Below are 18,256 nucleotides of genomic sequence, written 5' to 3'. Positions count from 1 at the left end.
TGTCCTCAGTTGAAGACCGGATAGTTGCCCTGCAAGGCGATGCAGAAGTTCACCGCCAGATACGGCTGCCGGTTCTCGTGCGCCTGGCCGATGCCGGTGGGCATCAACATGGTCGGGGAGAACTGCGTGTTCGGCGCGACGGCCAGGAACGGACGCTCGGTATTCACGTTCAGCGTCGACAGGGCGACACCGCTCGCAGGCGAAGCGGTTTTCTTCGTGCCATCCGGCTGTGAGGCAGCAGTGACCCCGTGCTGGTGCATGGGGATCTGCGTGCTCTGCAGGCTCACCGACGCCGAGCCGAAATTGCTGCCCAGCGTGTGCGGCGTCAGTCCAGGCCCCGCGCCCTGCTGGCAGCCGGCGCGCGTCACGAAATTCGGCAGTTGGAACGTGGTGGTGCCATTGCCGCCGTAGGCCACGCCGAGCAGGGAATACAGCACGGTGTTCTGCGTGATCGGCAGGGTGGCGCCGTTGCACAACGCCCAGCCGTACGGGTTGTAGTCGAAGCCGAACAGCTGGATTTCGCCGATATAGGGTTCGGTCATGAGCGGATTCCTCCGATGAGCGGATGCGTGCCGCGGCCGTGTCGGCGCGGCGCAGAGGTCAGGCCTGTTGCGGGAAGATGCCGGTGGTGGCGATGCAGTACTGCACGGTCAGCGTCGGCATGACGTTGTCGTGCGGTTGGTTGCCGCCAGCGAAGGACGTGCTTTGCGGCGACAGCGCCAGCATCGTGGCGCCGGTGACGTCGCTTGTATAGAACTGGCTCCCGTTGACCGCGGCCGGCAACAGCCCGGCGGGCGCGGTGGTGGTGGCCGCGGCGGTGGTGGCCTGCGCGGTATGCGTGTGTGCCGGCATCTGCAGCTCCGTCAATGTCACCGTCTCGGTGCCTGCGCGCTGGGCGAGCGGGTAGTTGCTCAGGCCCGGTCCCTGACCCTGGTGGATCGGCAGGCGACCACGCAGATCCGGCACGCCGAAGGTGCTGGTGCCGTTGCCGCCGTAGGCAGTGCCGAGCAGGACGTACAACGGTTCGTATTCGGAGATCTGCAGCAGCGAGCCGTCGCACGCCTGCCAGCCCTGGGGCGTACGGCCGAAGCCGAACATGCGGATTTCGCCGATGAAGGGAGTGCCCATGAGATGCTTCCTGGTCGATGAGGCGCCACGCGCACGACTGTGCGCGGCGTGCCCGGATGCGGATGCGCCTAGCTGCGCGAAGGGAAGATGCCGGACAGCGCGATGCAGAAATTGATCGTGGTGTACGGCTGCACGTTCGGATGCGCCTGGCCGCCGCCGCTATTGGCGATGGTGGACTGCGCCAGTGGCACCGTTGCCCCTGGCGCAGCGTACAGCGCGTGCGGAGTTCCAGTAGGGATGTAGTTGTTGGCGAACAGGCGGCCGGTCGGTATGCGGTTGTCACCGTTGGCGCTGCTGCAAGTCATCAGGTGGGTATGCGGGGGCAGGTTGTCGCCTACCAGCGTCACCGTCTCCGCGCCGGCGGCCTGGCCCATCGGCACCGCAGGCGGCTGCCACGCCGGATCGGCCGACGGCCCATAGCCCACCGGCGTGCGCCCGCGCATGTCCGGCAAGCCGAAGGTGGTCTTGCCGTCGCCGCCGAAGCGGGTGCTGAGCAGACTGAACAGGGCCTGGTTCTGATTGATCGGCAGCAATTGCCCGTTGCACTGCGCAAAATATTTTGGCGCAAACGCGAAACCGGTCAGCATGATCTGACCGATGAAGAACTCGCTCATGCGGATCTCCCCCCGGAGTGGATGGCGGCAGACCTCGTGTCTGGCGCCAGACTACTTAATCACGACTTCGGCGACTTGCAAGCGACGATTTCGCTGAACCAGACAGACGTGACGCATTTGTTGCTTTACGCGGCGTCGGATTTGCTGTTCCAATGGCCGCGCGACGCGCACGGCCGATGCTTGCTGGGCCGATGTTCCGCGAAGTCCGAGGCACCAGGATGGCTGCCAGCGCCCATGGGGTGGCGCGTTTTGGGGGAATCGAAATATGTCTACAAAATGCTCCGCATCGAGCGGCGTGCGACGGATGTTGCGTTGGCTGATGGCGCTGCTGTTGATGACGACGTCGCAGGTTTGCATGGCTTTGTACTGCCCGTCGCCTAAAACCGCGACCGTGAACCAGGGCCAATCGGTGACGTTCGACGTCAGCGACTGCGACGGGGACTCGAACGGTGGCATGACCGATCCTCTTGTGCAGCCTGCGCACGGCAGTTTCGTGCTCAGCCAGCAGTCCGGTCCTGGCACACAGACGGTGACCTATACCAACAACGGGGACGGCGCGACCTCGGACTCGTTCTACCTGCTGGACCAGGACAACAACCAGGTCGTCTTCAACATCACCATCAACCCCTCGCGCAGCGCCAGCATCACGGTCTCCCCGTCCAGCGCCAACGAGGACAGCGGCACGCCCTTCGTCTACACGGTGACGCTGAGCTCGACCAACAGTTCGGCGACCACGGTGAACCTGACCCGCAGCGGCACGGCCACCAGCGGGACCGACTACACCGGTGCGGTCAGCAGCGTCGTGGTGCCGGCCAACGCGACGTCCGCCAGCTTCAGCGTCACCCCGGTCACCGATACCACTGTGGAGCCGGACGAGACGGTGATCTTCCAGGTGGCCAACGGTACCGGCTACTCGATCGGCAACCCCTCCAGCGCCACCGGCACCATCCTCAACGACGACCAGCCGGCGCTGTCGGTCAACGACGTGTCGCAGAACGAGGGCAATTCCGGCAACACCGCGTTCACCTTCACCGTCTCGCTCAGCCAGCCGGCCGGCAGTGGCGGGGTCAGCTTCGACATCGCCACCGCCAACGGCACCGCGACCGCGGGCACCGACTACATCTCCTCCAGCGTGAACGGGCTGACCATTCCGGCCGGCAGCAGCAGTGCCACCTTCACCGTGCAGGTGATCGGCGACACGCTCAACGAACCCGACGAAACCTTCTTCGTCAACGTCAGCAACGTCAGCGGCGCCACCGTCGCCGACGGACAGGGCCAGGGCACCATCGTCAACGACGATGCGCAGCCGTCGCTCTCGATCGGCGATGTCAGCGTCATCGAAGGCAACAGCGGCACCACCACGGCGACGTTCACGGTTACCCTCAGCGCCGCCAGCGGCCAAACCGTCATGGTCAACTACGGGACCGCCGACGGCACCGCCACTGCCGGCAGCGACTATGTCGCCACCTCGGGTCCGCTGGCCTTCGCGCCCGGCACCACCGTGCAGAGCATCGCAGTGACGATCATCGGCGACACCACCGTCGAGCCGGACGAGACGTTCACGGTGACCCTGTCCGCTGCCAGCAACGCCACCATCGCCCGCGCCACCGCCACCGGCACGATCCTCAACGACGATGCGGTGGTGACGATCTCGCCGACGTCGCTACCGGCGGCCACCGCCGGCACCAGCTACAGCCAGACCTTGACGGCCAGTGGTGGGACGGCGCCATATGGCTTCGCGATCACCACCGGCACATTGCCGGTGGGCATGCTGCTGAGTTCCGCCGGCGTGCTGACCGGCACGCCCAGCGGCAGCGGCAGCTTCAATTTCACCGTGTCCGCGACCGACAGCGGCGCGTCGCCCATCAGTGGTAGCCGTGCCTATACGTTGACGGTGGCTGCGCCAACCGTGACGCTGCCGGCGACGACCCTGCCCAACGGCACCGCCGGCCAGGCCTACAGCGCGGCGATCACCCAGGCCAGCGGCGGCATCGCGCCGTACACCTATGCCGTCACGGCCGGCGCCTTGCCGGCAGGCGTGACCGTCAACAGTGCGACCGGTGCGCTCAGCGGCACGCCCACCGTGACCGGCAATTTCAGCTTCACCCTGGTCGCGACCGACAGCACCTCCGGAACGCCGGGCCAGGCGTCGCGCAGCTATACGCTGGCGATCGTGGCGCCGACCTTGACCGTCGCCCCGTCCACGCTGCCGTCCGGGACCGCGGGCACCGCCTACAGCCAGACGTTGAGCACCAGCGGCGGGACGGCGCCCTACACCTACGCGCTCAGCTCCGGTGCCTTGCCTGCGGGCCTGAGCCTGAGCAGTGCCGGTGTCCTATCCGGCACCCCGGCCGTGGCCGGCAGCTTCACCTTCGTCGTCGGCGTCACCGATGCCGGCAGTTTCGGCGGCTCGCACGCCTACACCCTGTCCATCGCCTCGCCGACCCTGGCCATCACCCCGCCGACGTTGCCGGCAGCGGCGATCAACGCCAGCTACAGCCAGGCGCTGAGCACCAGCGGCGGCACCGCACCGTACAGCTATGTGCTCAATGCCGGCGCCTTGCCGAGCGGGATGAGCCTGAGCGCGGGCGGCGTGCTGTCCGGTACGCCGACCACGGCCGGCAACTTCGCGTTCACCGTGGGCGTTACCGACGCCAACGCCTTCACTGCGGCGCAGGCGTTCACCCTGACGGTGGCCTCTCCGACGCTGACGCTGTCGCCGCCGGCGCTGCCGGCCGGCACCGCGGGCAGCGCCTACAGTCAGGCGCTCAGCGCCACCGGCGGTACCGCGCCCTACAGTTACAGCCTCGCTACCGGCGCGTTGCCGGCCGGGCTGAGCCTGAGCGCGGCCGGCGTGCTGTCCGGTACCCCGACCCAGGCGGGCAGTTTCGTCTTCACCGCCACCGTCACCGACAGCACCGCCGGCGTCCCCGGCCAGGCCAGCCGCAGCTACACGCTGAGCATCGCGGCGCCGACCCTGACTCCGGGGCAGCCGACCTTGCCTGCCGGCACCGCGGGCACCGCGTACAACCAGACCCTGAGCACCAGCGGCGGCACCGCACCGTACAGCTACAGCGTGGTCAGCGGCGCGCTGCCGACCGGGCTGAGCCTGACCCCGGCGGGCGTGCTGTCCGGCACGCCGAGCGCGGCCGGCAGCTTCGCCTTCAGCATCAAGGTGAGCGACGCCAACGGCTTTTCGGCCACGCAGGCCTACACCCTGACCATCGCCTCGGCGGTGCCGGCACCGGTGGCGGCGAACGACACCGGCGCCACCCTCGTGGATACCGCGCTGACCCTGGCGGTCACCGGCAACGACACCGGCAGCATCGACAGCATCGCCATCGCCACCGCGCCCAGCCACGGCACCGCGACCGTCGATGGCGTGCGCCTGGTGTACACGCCGGCGCCGGGCTACGTGGGCGTGGACAGCGTGCACTACACCGCCATCGGCGCCGGCGGTAGTTCGGCCCCGGCCGTGGTCACCATCACCGTCAACGCCCGCCCCATCGCGGTGTCGGTGACGGTGCCGGCGGTGACCGGGCAGACGCAGACCCTGGACGTCACCCGCGACGCCACCGGCGGTCCGTTCGTGGCGGCCGCCGTGGTCGCGGTGCTGCCGGCCAACGCCGGTACCGCGACGATCACCCGCGCGGCCGCCAGGGCCGCCGGCGTGCCGACCGCGGCCGCGGACGACGGCCCGGGCTTCATGCTGACCTTCGTGCCGAACCCGGCCTTCTCCGGCAACGCCACGGTGCGCTTCACCCTGTCTAATGCATACGCGACCTCGGCCCCGGCGGACATCGTGTTCGTGATCGCGCCGCGCCGGGATCCGACCCAGGATGCGCAGGTGCGTGGCCTGATCGACGCGCAGGCCGAGTCGACCCGGCGCTTCGCCAAGGCGCAGATCGACAACTTCCAGCGCCGCCTGGAGGCGACCCACCGGGGTGCGCGCGGCTTCGACAACGGCGTGAGCTTCCAGGCCAGCTCGCAGTGCCGCCAGCGCGACCGCACGCTGCAGAGCGATCGCAATCTGGACGCGCAAGCGTGCGACCCGGCCAACCGCGACCTGCGCGACGGCGCCATGGACGGCGGCGCCGACACCGCGTCGGCGGCACCACGCGATGCCACTGCGGCAGGCGATCTGGGCCTGTGGGTGGGTGGTGCGATCCGCTCCGGCAGCCTGGACAGGCAGTCGCAGCGCGCCGGCGTGGATTTCCAGACCGATGGCCTGAGCCTGGGCGCCGATTACCGCGTCTCCTCGTCCTTCGCATTGGGCGCGGGCGTGGGCTTCGGCCGCGACGACAGCGATGTCGGCCGCGACGGCAGCCGCAGCAAGTCGACCGCGTACACGCTGGCGCTGTATGCCAGCTATCACCCGGGCCAGACGCTGTTCTTCGACACCCTGGTCGGCTACCAGTTGCTGTCCTACGACCTGCGCCGCTACGTCACCGACAACGGCGCCCTGGCCGAAGGCGACCGCAGCGGCCACCAGTGGATCGCGTCGCTGTCGGCCGGTGCCGATCTGCAGCGCGGCGATTGGCAGATTACCCCGTACGCGCGGGTGGATGCCGCGCGCGCCACGCTGGACGCCTACAGCGAAGCGGCGATGGCGCCGTATGCGCTGCGCTACGAGGACATGGACGTGGCCACCACCACCGGCAACCTCGGCCTGCGCCTGGAATGGCGCCGGCAGATGACCTGGGGACGGCTGACGCCGCAGTTCCGGCTCGAGTACCAGCACGACTTCCAGGGCCGCGGCGACGCCACGCTGGGCTATGCCGACATCGTCGGCGGCACCCTGTACCGCACCGGGCAGAGCGTGTACGACCGCAACCGGCTGATGCTGGGCGTGGGCGTGGTGTTCAGCACCGACCAGGGCCTGTCCACGCGCGTGGAGTACCGCGGCGTGACCGACGGCGACAGCGGCAGCGACCAGACCTGGATGTTCAACGTCGAGAAGAAGTACTGACGCTTTGAGCCCCTCTCCCCCCGGAAGAGGGGTTGGGGTGAGTGTCCGGCGCGAAGCGTTTCGCGATGTTTGGGTGCACCAGGCTGGCGCCCGTACCCTCATCCGGCCCTTCGGGCCACCTTCTCCCGAGGGGAGAAGGGAGCGGCTAGCCCCTCTCCCGCCGGGAGAGGGGGTGGGGTGAGGGTCCGGCGCGAAGCGACGCGCGATGTTCGGGTGCACGAGGCTGCGCCCGCACCCTCATCCGGCCCTGCGGAGCACCTTCTCCCAGTGGGAGAAGGAAACAGCGCCGCCTGCCCGCATCCGGCACAATGCCCGGCACATGCCTGCCCCGTCCGCGCCCGATTTCCGGCTGTATCCGTCCAACGCGCTGGATACCCTGGCCGCCCTGCTCGCCGAAGAACTGCGCCGGCCGCCGCCGGGGCAGCCCTTGCTGGCGCCGGAGGTGGTGCTGATCCCGCAGGTGGCGATGCGGCGCTGGCTGCAGTCGACCCTGGCCGCGGTGCACGGGGTGGCGGCGAACCTGGAATTCCTGACCCCCGGCGAATTCGTCGCGCGCGCGCTGGAGCGCAATCTCGGTGCCGCGGCCGACGACCTGGACATGGCGACCATGCATTGGCGCCTGTACGCGGCACTGCAGGGCGACCTGGGCAGCGATGCGGCGCTGGCGCCGTTGGCCGGCTATCTGGCCGATGGCGATGCGCTCAAGCCGTGGAGCCTGGCCGGCGAGCTGAGCAACGTGTTCGAGAAGTACCAGGCCTGGCGTCGCGATTGGCTGCTGCGCTGGGAAGGCGGCGCCGACCCGGACGATCCGCAGGCGCGCATGTGGCGGCGTATCGCCACGGGCCGCGCCTACCGCGCACGCCGCATCGGGCAGTACCTGGACCGCTACGCGCGCCCTGACGGGCCGTTGCCGCAGGGCCTGCCGCGGCGCCTGTTCGCCTTCGCCGTGCTCAACATTTCCCCCGACGTGCTGCGTGTGCTGGCCACGCAGGCGCGCGCCGGCACGCTGCACTTCTACCTGCCGACGCCGGCGCAGGGCTACTGGGGCGATCTGCAGACGCTGTGGCAGCGCCGCCGCGAGGGTGGGGCGGTGGAGCTGTTCGCCGAGCAGGTGCAGGAGAACCCGCTGCTGCAGGCTTGGGGCGCGGCCGGGCGCGATTTCATGGCGCTGATCGGCGACTACGAGGTGGTGCATCCGCTGGCCGAGATCGCGGTCTATGCCGATCCGCTGGAGTCGGGCCGGCGCGCGCTGGCCGATGGCGGCCTCGGCGACAGCCTGCTGCGGCGCATGCAGAGCGATCTGTTCCATCGCCGCGCGCCGGCGCGGCCGGCGCCGCTGGCCGCGGTGGACCCGCACGATCCCAGCCTGCAGGTGCACGCCTGCCACACCCGCCTGCGCGAACTGCAGGTACTGCACGACCAACTGCGGGCGCTGCTGGACGACCCGCGCTTCGAGCCGCCGCTGCAGCCGCGCGAGATCGCGGTGCTGTCGCCGGACATCGACCCTTACGTGCCGTACCTGGACGCGGTGTTCGGCGGCCACGCCGGCGACGACGCCTTGCCCTATGCGCTGGCCGACGCCAGCCCGCTGGCCAGCGAGCCCCTGGCCGAAGTGTTCCTGGCGCTGCTCGGCCTGCCGATCGCACGCTTCGGCCTGCACGAGATCCTGGACCTGCTCGCCAGCGCGCCGATCGCCGAGGCCGCCGGCCTGGACGAAACCGGGCTGGAACGCCTGCGCGGCTGGCTGCACGCCGCCGGCGCGCGCTGGGGCCTGGACGCAGCGCACCGGCAGCGCCACCAGGCGCCGGCCGACGACGCCTATACCTGGCGCTTCGCCCTGGACCGGCTGTTGCTCGGTCACGCCAGCGGCGCCGAGGACGACATCGACGGTGTGGCGCCTTGGCCGCAACTGGAAGGCAGCGCGCTGGCCGCGCTGGACACGCTGCTGCGCCTGCTGCGCGTGCTCGATCGCCACCAGGCCGCGCTGGCCGAGCCGATGCCGCCGGCGCAGTGGCGCGAAGTGCTGCTGGGCCTGCTCGAGGCGCTGCTGCCGCAGAGTCCGTCGGCGCCGCGCCAGCAGCGCGCGCTGGAGCGGCTGCGCGCGCTGATCGACCAGTTCGCGCGCGATGCCGCGCGCGCCGACTACGCCGACGCGGTGCCGGCCGAAGTGGTCCGCGCGCACTTCGCCGCGGTGCTGGGCGAATCGGACACGCGCGCGCCGCTGCTCACCGGCGGCATCAGCTTCGGCCGCATGGTGCCGATGCGGCTGCTGCCGTTCCGGGTCATCTGCCTGCTGGGCATGAATGATGGCGACTTCCCGCGCCGCGATCCGGCCGCCGGGCTCAACCGCCTCACCGCCGAACTGGGCACCACGCGCCGCCGCCACGGCGACCGTTCGACGCGCGAGGACGACCGCTTCCTGTTCCTGCAGCTGTTCGCCTCGGCGCAGGAGGTGTTCTACCTGAGCTACCTGGGCGCCGACGCGCGCGACGGCAGCGTGCGCGAACCCTCGCCGCTGGTCGGCGAACTGCTGGCCTGCGCAGCCCAGTACCATGCCGACCCGGCCGCCGCCGCCGCGCTGGTGGTGCGGCATCCGCTGCAGCCGTTCGCCGCCGCCGCGTTCGGCGCCACCGGTGCGGAGGACGCCGATCCGCGCCGGTTCAGCTACCGCCGGCAATGGCGGCCGGCGGTGGACAGCCTGGTCGGCCAGCGCCAGCCGCTGGCGCCGTGGATCGACGCGCTGCCGGCCGCGGCCGACGACGCGCTGCCGGCGCAACTGTCCATCGACGACCTGCGCCGGCTGCTGGTCGATCCGGCCGGGCAGTTCCTGCGCCAGCGCCTGGGCCTGCGCCTGCCCGATCCGGCACAGGCCGACAGCGATCTGGAACCATTGCTGGCGCCCAGCCGCGGGCTCGATCAGTACGGCCTGCAGCAGCAGGTGTTCGAAGCGGTGCTGCGCGAGGACACCGAGGCCCTGTACGAACGCCTGCGCGCCCGCGCGTTGCTGCCGTCCGGGCCGCTGGGCCGGCGCCAGCTCGACGAGCGCGTGCGCCAGTTGCGCCCGTACGCCGAGGCGTTCCGGCAGTGGCGCGGTGGCGACGACGCGCCGCTGGCGCCGCGGCTGCAGGTGGACCTCGACGGCACCGCGCTGCATGGCCGCCTGCCGGGTTGGTACGCGCCCGGCGTGGCACGCGTGCAGGTGGGCGCCTTGAGCGGGCGCAGCGCGATCCGCCACGGCCTGGAATGGCTGCTGCTGCGCGCCGCCGGCGAACGCGCGCCCTACGTGCGTTTCTTCGACCACGACGACAGCCTCGGCCCGCATCCGATGGATCGCGAGCCGCTGCCCGCCGCGCAGGCGCAGCAGGCGCTGGGCGAACTGCTGCAGCTGTACCGGCATGGCCGGCAGGCGCCGCTGGCGTTCGCGCCGTACAGCAGCTGGAAGTACTACCAGGCCGCGCGCGCCGGCGATCTCGACAAGGCGATCAAGGACGCTGCCGCGCAATGGCAGGCCAGCTTCGGCTGGAGCGAGGCGGACAGCCCGGAACTGCGCCTGGTCGGCCGCGGCCGCGACCCGTTCGCCGATGCGCAGCGCTTCGCCGACTTCGCCGCCACCAGCCAGCGCGTGTTCGGCCTGCTCGAACTGGGCGACGCCGGCCCCGCACTCGATCCCGACCGACTGAGCGAGAGCTGGCAGCGCTGGCGCGGCACCCAGGAAGACGCCGAATGAACGCCGCACCCGACCGCGACCCCTACCTGCAGCTGCCGCTGCACGGCGTGCGCCTGATCGAGGCCAGCGCCGGCACCGGCAAGACCTTCACCCTGGCCACCTTGTTCACCCGCCTGGTGGTCGAACGCGGCCTGCGTCTGGGCCAACTCCTCGCCGTCACGTTCACCGAGGCCGCCACCCAGGAACTGCGCCGGCGCATCCGCGAGCGCCTGGCGCTGGCGGCCAGCCTGGTGCCGGATGCTGCCCCGGACCTCGTAGGAGCGGCTCTTGTCCCCTTTTCGGGATTAGCCGCGACCGACCTCGCGACCGACCCATCGCAGCCAACCCCGCACCAAGACCCACCCGACGTCGCCCTCACCCGCGCCATCCTCGCCGCGCACCTGGCCGCCAGCACCGAAACCCCAGCGGCCCTGCGCCGCCGCCTGCAGCAGGCCGCCGAGGACATCGACCTCGCCGCCATCTTCACCATCCACGGCTTCTGCGCGCGCGTGCTGCGCGAGCACGCGCTGGAAAGCGGCCAGGCCTTCGCCGCGCCGCAACTGCTCACCGACGACCGCGAACTGCTGCGCGATGTCGCCGCCGACCTGTGGCGGCAACGCGCCGCCGATCCGGCGATGGCCGAGGACCTGGTGGCGCTGTGGCCGGGCGGACCGGACGGCATGGCCACCGATCTGCGTGAACTGGTGCGGCATCCGACGCTGTTGCCGGCCGCGCCGGTCTTTTCCGCCGAGGACGGCGCCGTGTTGCAGCAGGCCGCGCAGCGCGCCGGCGTGGCGCTGGCCGAGGCGTTCCGCACGCACGGCACCGCCTGTTTCGAAGCGATCGCCGCGGCGATGGATGCCGGCGTGCTGAGCAAGGTCAGCTACAAGTCCGACTGGCTGACCGCGCTGTGGCACTGGCTGGACGCCTTCGCCGCGGCACCGACCGCGGACGCGCCACCGCATCCGAAGCTGATCAAGCTCACCGCCGCCGAACTGATCGCCGGCACCAACAAGAAGCACGCCGAGCGCACCCCGGCCTCGCCGCTGGGCCACGCCATTGACGGCTACCTCGCCGCGTTGGCGCAACTGGCGCAGTGGCGCACGCAACGCCGCATCTGCCTGCTGCACGCGTTGCGCGCCGACGCGGGGGAGCGGCTGGCCCATCTCAAGCGCCAGCGCCGCGTGCAGACCTACGACGACCTGGTCGAGGGCGTGGCGCGCGCGCTGGAAGGCCCGCACGGCGCCGCTCTGGCGCAGCGGCTGCGCGCGCAGTACGCGGTGGCCCTGGTCGACGAATTCCAGGACACCGACGACCGTCAGTGGACGATCTTCCGCAAGGTGTTCGCCCCGGACACGGCCAATCCCGCTGCGGCGCAGGACGACGCGGCGATCGCGCCCTCGCTGCCCGCGCCGGACGACACGCTGCCGCCGCTGCTCGCCCTGATCGGCGATCCCAAGCAGGCCATCTACGGCTTCCGCGGCGGCGACGTGCGCACCTACCTGGCCGCCGCCGCGGACGCCGAACGCGCGCCGCCGCTGGCGCACAACTTCCGCTCGCGCCCGGCGCTGCTGGCGGCGATCGACGCGCTGTACGCGCAGGCCGGCTACGCCGAGGCCTTCCTCACCGACGGCATCGCCTTCCACCCGGTGCAGCCGGGCAGCAAGCGCGGCGATGCCGACCTGCAACGCGGCGGCGTGCCGGCCCCGGCGCTGACCGTGTGGCGCGCACCGGAACCGCCGCCGCCACCGGCCACCGCCAAGGCGCCGGGCAAGCCCAAGCCGTGGAGCGCCGGTCGCGCCCGCGAGTTGTGCACCGCCGCCTGCGTGGCGGCGATCCGCGGCTGGCTGGCCGATGCGCGCGACGGCCGCGCGAGCTTGCTCGGCCGCCCCGTGCAGGCCGGCGACATCGCCGTGCTGGTGCGCAGTCACGGCGAGGCCACGCGCATCCAGCAGGCGCTTGCCGCCGCCGGCATTCCCGCGGTCGCCGCCGGTCGCCGCAGCCTGTTCGCCACCGACGAGGCGCTGGAACTGCTGGCGCTGTTGCAAGCGCTGCTCGACCCCGGCGACGACGGCCGTTTGCGCGCGGCACTGGCCACCGTGCTGATCGGCGAGGACGCCGCGGCCATCGCCGCACTCGACCACGACGGCGAGCGCCACCGCCGCTGGCAGCAACAGGCGCTGGACTGGCGCGAGCGCTGGCAGCGCGGCGGACCGCTGGCCCTGATCGGCGACCTCGGCGCCGCACACGGGCAGCGCCTGCTGGCGCTGGTCGATGGCGAGCGCCGCCTCACCAACTATCTGCAGCTCGCCGAACTGTTGCAGGAAGCCGACACCCGCGCACTCGGCCCGCATGGCCTGGTCGACTGGCTGGCGCGGCGCATCGCCAATGCCGACGACAGCGACGAGGCGCAGCAACTGCGGCTGGAGTCGGACGCGCGCCGCGTGCAGATCGTCACCCTGCACAAGAGCAAGGGCCTGGAGTATCCGCTGGTGTTCCTGCCGTACGCCGGCATCGGCCGCAGCGAGCGCAGCCCCGGGCGCCACTGCGTGGTGCCGGCGCCGCAGGGTGGGCGCCAGTTGCAGTGGAACACCGGCCGCAGCGGCGGCGAGTCCGACCCGGCCTGGGACACCGCCGAAGCCGCGTGGAAACAAGAGCAGCGCGCCGAGGACGCGCGCCTGCTCTACGTCGGCCTGACCCGCGCCGAACATGCGCTGTGGATCGCCACCGGCGCCTTCCCGCAGCACGAGCGCACCGCATTGGCGCCGATGCTGCGCGACCTCGACGCCTTGCAGGCCACCGCTGCTCCCGGCGCCATCGCCATCGACAGCACCCCGCCGCCGGTGCAGTTGCCGCGCCTGCCGCACGAGCCGGCGCCGCCGGTGCCGCCGGCGCGCGTGCCGCAGCGGCGCGTGCTGCCGGAGTGGTGGGTGTACAGCTTCACCCAGCTCGCCAATGCCGATGCCGGCAGCGACCCGATGGCCAGCGCCACCGTGCCCAGCAGCGGCGGCAGCGACGAACCCGCCGCCAGCGAGCCGGTCAGCGCCGCGGTGGAGGTGGACATGGTCGACCGCCGCTTCGTCGGCAACCGCTTCGGCGTGGCCATGCACGACGTGTTCGAGCGCTGCGACTTCGCCGCCTGGCGCGACTGGCACCCGGGCCAGCCGGCGCCAGCGGGGCAGGCCACCGCCATCGTCGAAGCGCTGCAACGCGGCGGCTATGCCGAGGACGAACTGGAAGACGGCACCGCCATGCTCACCGCCCTGGTCGGCAACACCCTCACCGTGGCGCTGCCGGAGGGCACCTGCCTGGCCGCGGTGCCGGAGGAGCAGCGGCGCAACGAAATGGAATTCCACTTCGCCATGCGCCCGACGCGCGTGGACGCGCTGCTGGCGTTGCTGCACCGCTTCGGCGTGGCCGGCGAGCGCCAGGCGTTCGGCGCGCGGCAGCGCCTGGAGGGGCTGATGACCGGCCTGATCGATCTGACCTACCAGCACGACGGCCACTGGTACGTGCTCGACTACAAGTCCAACCGCCTGCCGGCCTACGACCCCGACGCACTGGCACGGGCGATGGCGCACAGCGAGTACACCCTGCAGGCGCTGATCTACACCGTGGCGCTGCACCGCTGGCTGCGCTTCCGCCTGGGCGGCGCCTACGACTACGCCCGCGACTTCGGCGGCGTGCGCTACCTGTTCTGCCGCGGCCTGGACGCCGCCCGCGACCCGTCGCCAGGCGTGCACGCCTGGCGCTTCGACCCAGACCTGATCGAAGGCGTCGACGCCCTCTTCGCCGGCGCCCCGCTCGAGCCCCTCTCCCCTCGGGAGAGGGGTTGGGGTGAGGGTACGTCCGCCCACGGAGCCCCCACCCCGTGAGCCAATCCAACCTCCTCGCCACCCTCTACCGCGCCGGCACCCCGCGCACGCTCAAGCCCCTCTCCCCTCGGGAGAGGGGTTGGGGTGAGGGTACGTCCGCCCACGGAGCCCCCACCCCGTGAGCCAATCCAACTTCCTCGCCACCCTCTACCGCAGCGGCACCCTGCGCACGCTCAAGCCCCTCTCCCCCCGGGAGAGGGGTTGGGGTGAGGGTACGTCCGCCCACGGAGCCCCCACCCCGTGAGCCAATCCAACCTCCTGGCCACCCTCTACCGCACCGGCACCCTGCGCACGCTGGACCACGCCTTCGCCCACAGCCTGTCCCGCCTCGACCCGAACACCCCCGACCTGGTCCTGGTCGGCGCCGCCCTGGCCTCGCTGGCAGTGGCCAGCGGCCACGCCGGCCTCGACCCGGCACGCGCCAGCCTCCTGCTCGACAGCCGCGACGGCGCTGCCCCCACGCTGCCCACCGCAGACGACTGGACCCGCGCCCTGGCCGCCTCGCGCTGGGTCGCACAACCCGCCGCCGAAGACCCGGCCAGCCCCGACTGCCCACTCGTACTCGAACACGGCCTGCTCTACCTGCGCCGCTACCGCGAGTACGAGCGACGCCTGGCCCTGGGCCTGCGCCGCCTCGCCGCACAGCCGCTGCCGCACAACGACCTCGCCGCGCTCGCGCCCCTGTTCGCCCAGCTCTTCCCTCTCCCCCCGGGAGAGGGTGCCCGCAGGGCGGGTGAGGGTACGACTGCTAACGATCCATCCGACCGCCAAGCCCAAGCCGCAGCCTTGGCCCTGCGCCGCGCCCTGCTGCTGGTCACCGGCGGCCCCGGCACCGGCAAGACCACCACCATCGCCCGCCTGCTGCTGCTGCGCATCGCCCAGGCCCGCGCCGCCAGCCTGCCGCCGCCGCGCATCGCCCTGGCTGCGCCCACCGGCCGCGCCGCCGAGCGCATGGCCGAGAGCCTGCGCGCCGCGGTGGCGCGCGCGCTCGCCGACGGCGTCGACCCGACCCTGGCCGAGGCCCTGCCGGCCGGCGCCAGCACCCTGCATCGCCTGCTCGGCGTCATCCCCGACCTGCCGCGCTTCCGCCACGACGCCGACAACCCGCTGCCGTTCGACCTGATCGTGATCGACGAAGCCTCCATGGTCGACCTGCCGCTGATGTGCAAGCTGGTCGACGCCGTGGCCAACGGCGCGCAACTGATCCTGCTCGGCGACGCCGACCAGTTGCCCTCGGTCGAGGCCGGCGACGTGCTCGCCGCGATCCTGCAGGCCGCCGGCCACGGCGACGCGCTACAGCCCGACGACGCGCAGGCGCTGCAACCGCTGCTCGGCCACAGCGCGGTCGCGCACGACCAGGGTGGCCTGGCCGGGCACCGCGTGCATCTGCTGCGCGGCTACCGCCAGGCCCAGGACTTCGCCCTGGCGCCGCTGGCCGACGCGGTGCGCAGCGGTGATGCCGACGGCGCGCTGCAACTGCTGCACGACGGCCAGCTTGCCGGCGTGCACTTCCACGACGGCGTCGACGACGCGCTCGCTGCCGGCGGCGACGCCCTGCTCGCGCACTGGCGCGCCCTCGGCGACACCGACGATCCGGCGCAGGCCCTGCGCGCCGCCGCGCGCCTGCGTCTGCTCACCGCCGTGCGCGCCGGCCCGCAGGGCGCGCGCGGACTCAACGCGCGCATCGAACAACTGCTGGCCGAGGCCGCCAGCGGCGCACGCCGCCTCGGCGCCGCCGCGCCCTGGTTCCACGGCCGCCTGCTGCTGATCACCGAGAACAGCTACCGCCACGGCCTGTTCAACGGCGACGTCGGCATCTGTCTGAAGGACGCGCAGGGCACCCTGGTCGCCTGGTTCGACGGCGCCGGCGACGGCCAGGTCCGCGGCTTCCACCCGGCCGCACTGCCCGCGCACGAAAGCGCCTTCGCCATGACCGTGCACAAGGCCCAGGGCAGCGAATTCGAGGAAGTCTGGCTGCAGTTGCCGGCCCGCGACGCCCGCGTGCTCAGCCGCGAACTGGTCTACACCGGCATCACCCGCGCCCGCCGCGCGCTGCACATCGCCGCCAGCGAACCGGTGCTGCGCGCCGCGCTCGCTCGGCACGCGGCGCGGATCTCGGGGTTGGCGTGGCGGTTGGGTGGGGCGGAGCGGCAGCCACCGCCTGCAGCCGATATCCTTCCCGTACCCGCCGGCACGCCGATCCAGGGCGCGCTGTTTTGACGAACCGCATCAGGAGCCGGCATGCGTAGCGACGACAAGGACGCCCCCACCTCGGAATTGATCCTGTATCGCAGCGAGGATGCGCAGACGCGGATCCAGGTGCGGCTGGAAGGCGAGTCGGTGTGGTTGACGCAGCGGCAGATCGCAGAACTGTTTCAAGTCTCTGTCCCAACGATCAATGAACATCTCGGCAGCATTTTTTCCGAGGGTGAACTTGAACATGAACGAACTATTCGGAGATTCCGAATAGTTCAAGCCGAAGGCGAGCGCCAGGTGCGCCGCAACATCGATCACTACAACCTCGACGCCATCCTCGCCGTCGGCTACCGGGTCCGCTCCGCGCGCGGCACCCAGTTCCGCCAGTGGGCGACGGCGCGGCTGTCCGAGTATCTGGTCAAGGGCTTCGCGCTGGACGACGAACGGCTCAAGCGCGGGCCCGACGATGGCTATTTCGAAGAACTGCTGGGCCGCATCCGCGACATCCGCTCGTCGGAAAAGATGTTCTGGCGCAAGGTGCTGGACATCTACGCCACCAGCGTGGATTACGACCCATCGGCCGAGGCCAGCCAGCGTTTCTTCGCCACCGTGCAGAACAAGATGCACTGGGCGGCCCATGGCCACACCGCCGCCGAACTGCTCATGGAGCGCGCCGACGCCAGCAAGCCGCACAGCGGCATGACCAACTGGGTGGGCGCCGCGCCGCGCGCGTCCGATGCGATCGTCGCCAAGAGCTACTTGAACGCGGAGGAGCTGGAGGCGCTGAACCGCATCGTCACCGCCTACCTGGAGTTCGCCGAGCTGCAGGCCATGAACCGCAGGCCGATGACCATGGACGCTTGGATCGCCAAGCTGGACGACTTCCTGCGCCTGAGCGACCGCGACGTGCTGACCCATGCCGGCCGCATCGGCCGCGAACAGGCATTGGAATTTTCCAAGGCCGAGTTCGCCCGCTACAGACAGCGCACGTTGGAAGAACCGTCGCCGGTAGAGCGCGATTTCGAAGAGGCAACGCGCAGGCTGAAAGCGCTCGAGAGCGAGAAGCGCCGGTCCACGCGGACCAAGCGTCCCACTGGCGAGTAAGCGAAGCGGCGTCCCAGAAACCCGCGAACTGCCGGGCCCGCAGCAACCTTCCGATGCGGGCAGGCCAGGCGAGCCCGGTGGTCGGGCCCGACGTCGCAGGACTACTTGGCCGGAACCCGCTGGTACTCGTCGCTGCCGGTGTTGAGGTGCCCATCGGCCTCGTCGATGGCGAAGTTCACCGTCTCGCCGTCGTTGGTCACTTGCAGCACGCCGTCCTTGTAGATGGCCGGGTAGTTTTCGGTCTTGGGCTTGCGGGTGAAGAAGCGCGGGGTGGTGTTGCGCACCATGAACGACTCCCCGTTGCGCTCGATGTCGATCGTGTCGTCCTTCGACTCCACATTGACCCAGTGGCCGACGAACTTCTCGCCCTCCACCCTGGCGCAGCCGGTCACCAGCATCGCCGCGGCCAGCGCGGCTCCCATCCACTTCGTCATGTCCCCGCCTCCGGTGTTGGAATCGGGGCGAGGATGCGATGGGTTGGATGTATGGGAGGTCAAGAGCGCGGAGGAGATCCCATCATGCGCCGGCTTGCCCGAATCCGCCGCCGCGTCGCGTTATGAACTTGCTGTCCGACACTTGAGCAACTGGCAGCATTGTCGGCGGGAGCGGCGGAGCGTTGCGCATCTACATGCATGGCGACTACTTGATGTTGCACATGGCGGTG

At 71.1% G+C, this 18,256-nt stretch carries 10 protein-coding genes; 5 read left to right on the top strand and 5 right to left on the bottom strand.

What is annotated here, in order from left to right; all coding sequences use genetic code 11:
* Positions 1 to 5: 5 nt before the first annotated feature.
* The 4 genes from SLW52_RS08050 to SLW52_RS08035 form a co-directional block, all read right to left on the bottom strand.
* Positions 6 to 542, bottom strand: a complete 537-nt coding sequence (locus SLW52_RS08050) for a tail fiber protein (RefSeq protein WP_017909949.1) — start codon at positions 540 to 542, stop codon at positions 6 to 8.
* Between the two features lie 58 nt (positions 543 to 600).
* Positions 601 to 1,128 carry a tail fiber protein gene (locus SLW52_RS08045; protein ID WP_043093987.1) on the bottom strand — a complete coding sequence of 176 codons (528 nt, stop codon included), beginning with the start codon at positions 1,126 to 1,128 and terminating at the stop codon, positions 601 to 603.
* 68 nt (positions 1,129 to 1,196) lie between these two features.
* The gene (locus tag SLW52_RS08040) at positions 1,197 to 1,742 is read right to left on the bottom strand and encodes a tail fiber protein (RefSeq protein ID WP_043093989.1); all 546 of its coding nucleotides are present in this window, start codon (positions 1,740 to 1,742) and stop codon (positions 1,197 to 1,199) included.
* Between the two features lie 51 nt (positions 1,743 to 1,793).
* Positions 1,794 to 2,198, bottom strand: coding sequence for a hypothetical protein (locus SLW52_RS08035; RefSeq protein ID WP_226978665.1), 405 nt, complete (start codon positions 2,196 to 2,198; stop codon positions 1,794 to 1,796).
* Here SLW52_RS08035 and SLW52_RS08030 point away from each other — a divergent pair.
* From SLW52_RS08030 to SLW52_RS08010, 5 genes are all read left to right on the top strand, one after another.
* Positions 2,098 to 6,711 carry a putative Ig domain-containing protein gene (locus SLW52_RS08030; RefSeq protein ID WP_320739943.1) on the top strand — a complete coding sequence of 1,538 codons (4,614 nt, stop codon included), beginning with the start codon at positions 2,098 to 2,100 and terminating at the stop codon, positions 6,709 to 6,711. The genes SLW52_RS08035 and SLW52_RS08030 overlap by 101 nt on opposite strands.
* 319 nt (positions 6,712 to 7,030) lie before the next feature.
* On the top strand, positions 7,031 to 10,438 hold the full coding sequence (gene recC, locus SLW52_RS08025; RefSeq protein WP_320739942.1) for an exodeoxyribonuclease V subunit gamma: 3,408 nt from the start codon (positions 7,031 to 7,033) through the stop codon (positions 10,436 to 10,438).
* On the top strand, positions 10,435 to 14,292 hold the full coding sequence (recB, locus tag SLW52_RS08020; RefSeq protein WP_320739940.1) for an exodeoxyribonuclease V subunit beta: 3,858 nt from the start codon (positions 10,435 to 10,437) through the stop codon (positions 14,290 to 14,292). The genes recC and recB overlap by 4 nt, the downstream gene beginning before the upstream one ends.
* Positions 14,293 to 14,532: 240 nt before the next feature.
* On the top strand, positions 14,533 to 16,512 hold the full coding sequence (recD, locus tag SLW52_RS08015) for an exodeoxyribonuclease V subunit alpha (RefSeq protein WP_320739939.1): 1,980 nt from the start codon (positions 14,533 to 14,535) through the stop codon (positions 16,510 to 16,512).
* A gap of 99 nt (positions 16,513 to 16,611) precedes the next feature.
* Positions 16,612 to 17,592 (top strand): virulence RhuM family protein, encoded by a 981-nt coding sequence (locus SLW52_RS08010; protein WP_320744239.1) that lies wholly within the window; start codon positions 16,612 to 16,614, stop codon positions 17,590 to 17,592.
* 101 nt (positions 17,593 to 17,693) lie between these two features.
* Here SLW52_RS08010 and SLW52_RS08005 read toward each other — a convergent pair whose 3' ends face one another.
* Positions 17,694 to 18,026 (bottom strand): hypothetical protein, encoded by a 333-nt coding sequence (locus SLW52_RS08005; protein WP_320739938.1) that lies wholly within the window; start codon positions 18,024 to 18,026, stop codon positions 17,694 to 17,696.
* Positions 18,027 to 18,256 lie beyond the last annotated feature (230 nt).

This window comes from Xanthomonas sp. LF02-5, from assembly GCF_034105325.1.
In the GTDB taxonomy this organism is placed as follows: domain Bacteria; phylum Pseudomonadota; class Gammaproteobacteria; order Xanthomonadales; family Xanthomonadaceae; genus Xanthomonas_A; species Xanthomonas_A sontii.
This window is presented reverse-complemented; position numbering and strand designations above follow the sequence as displayed.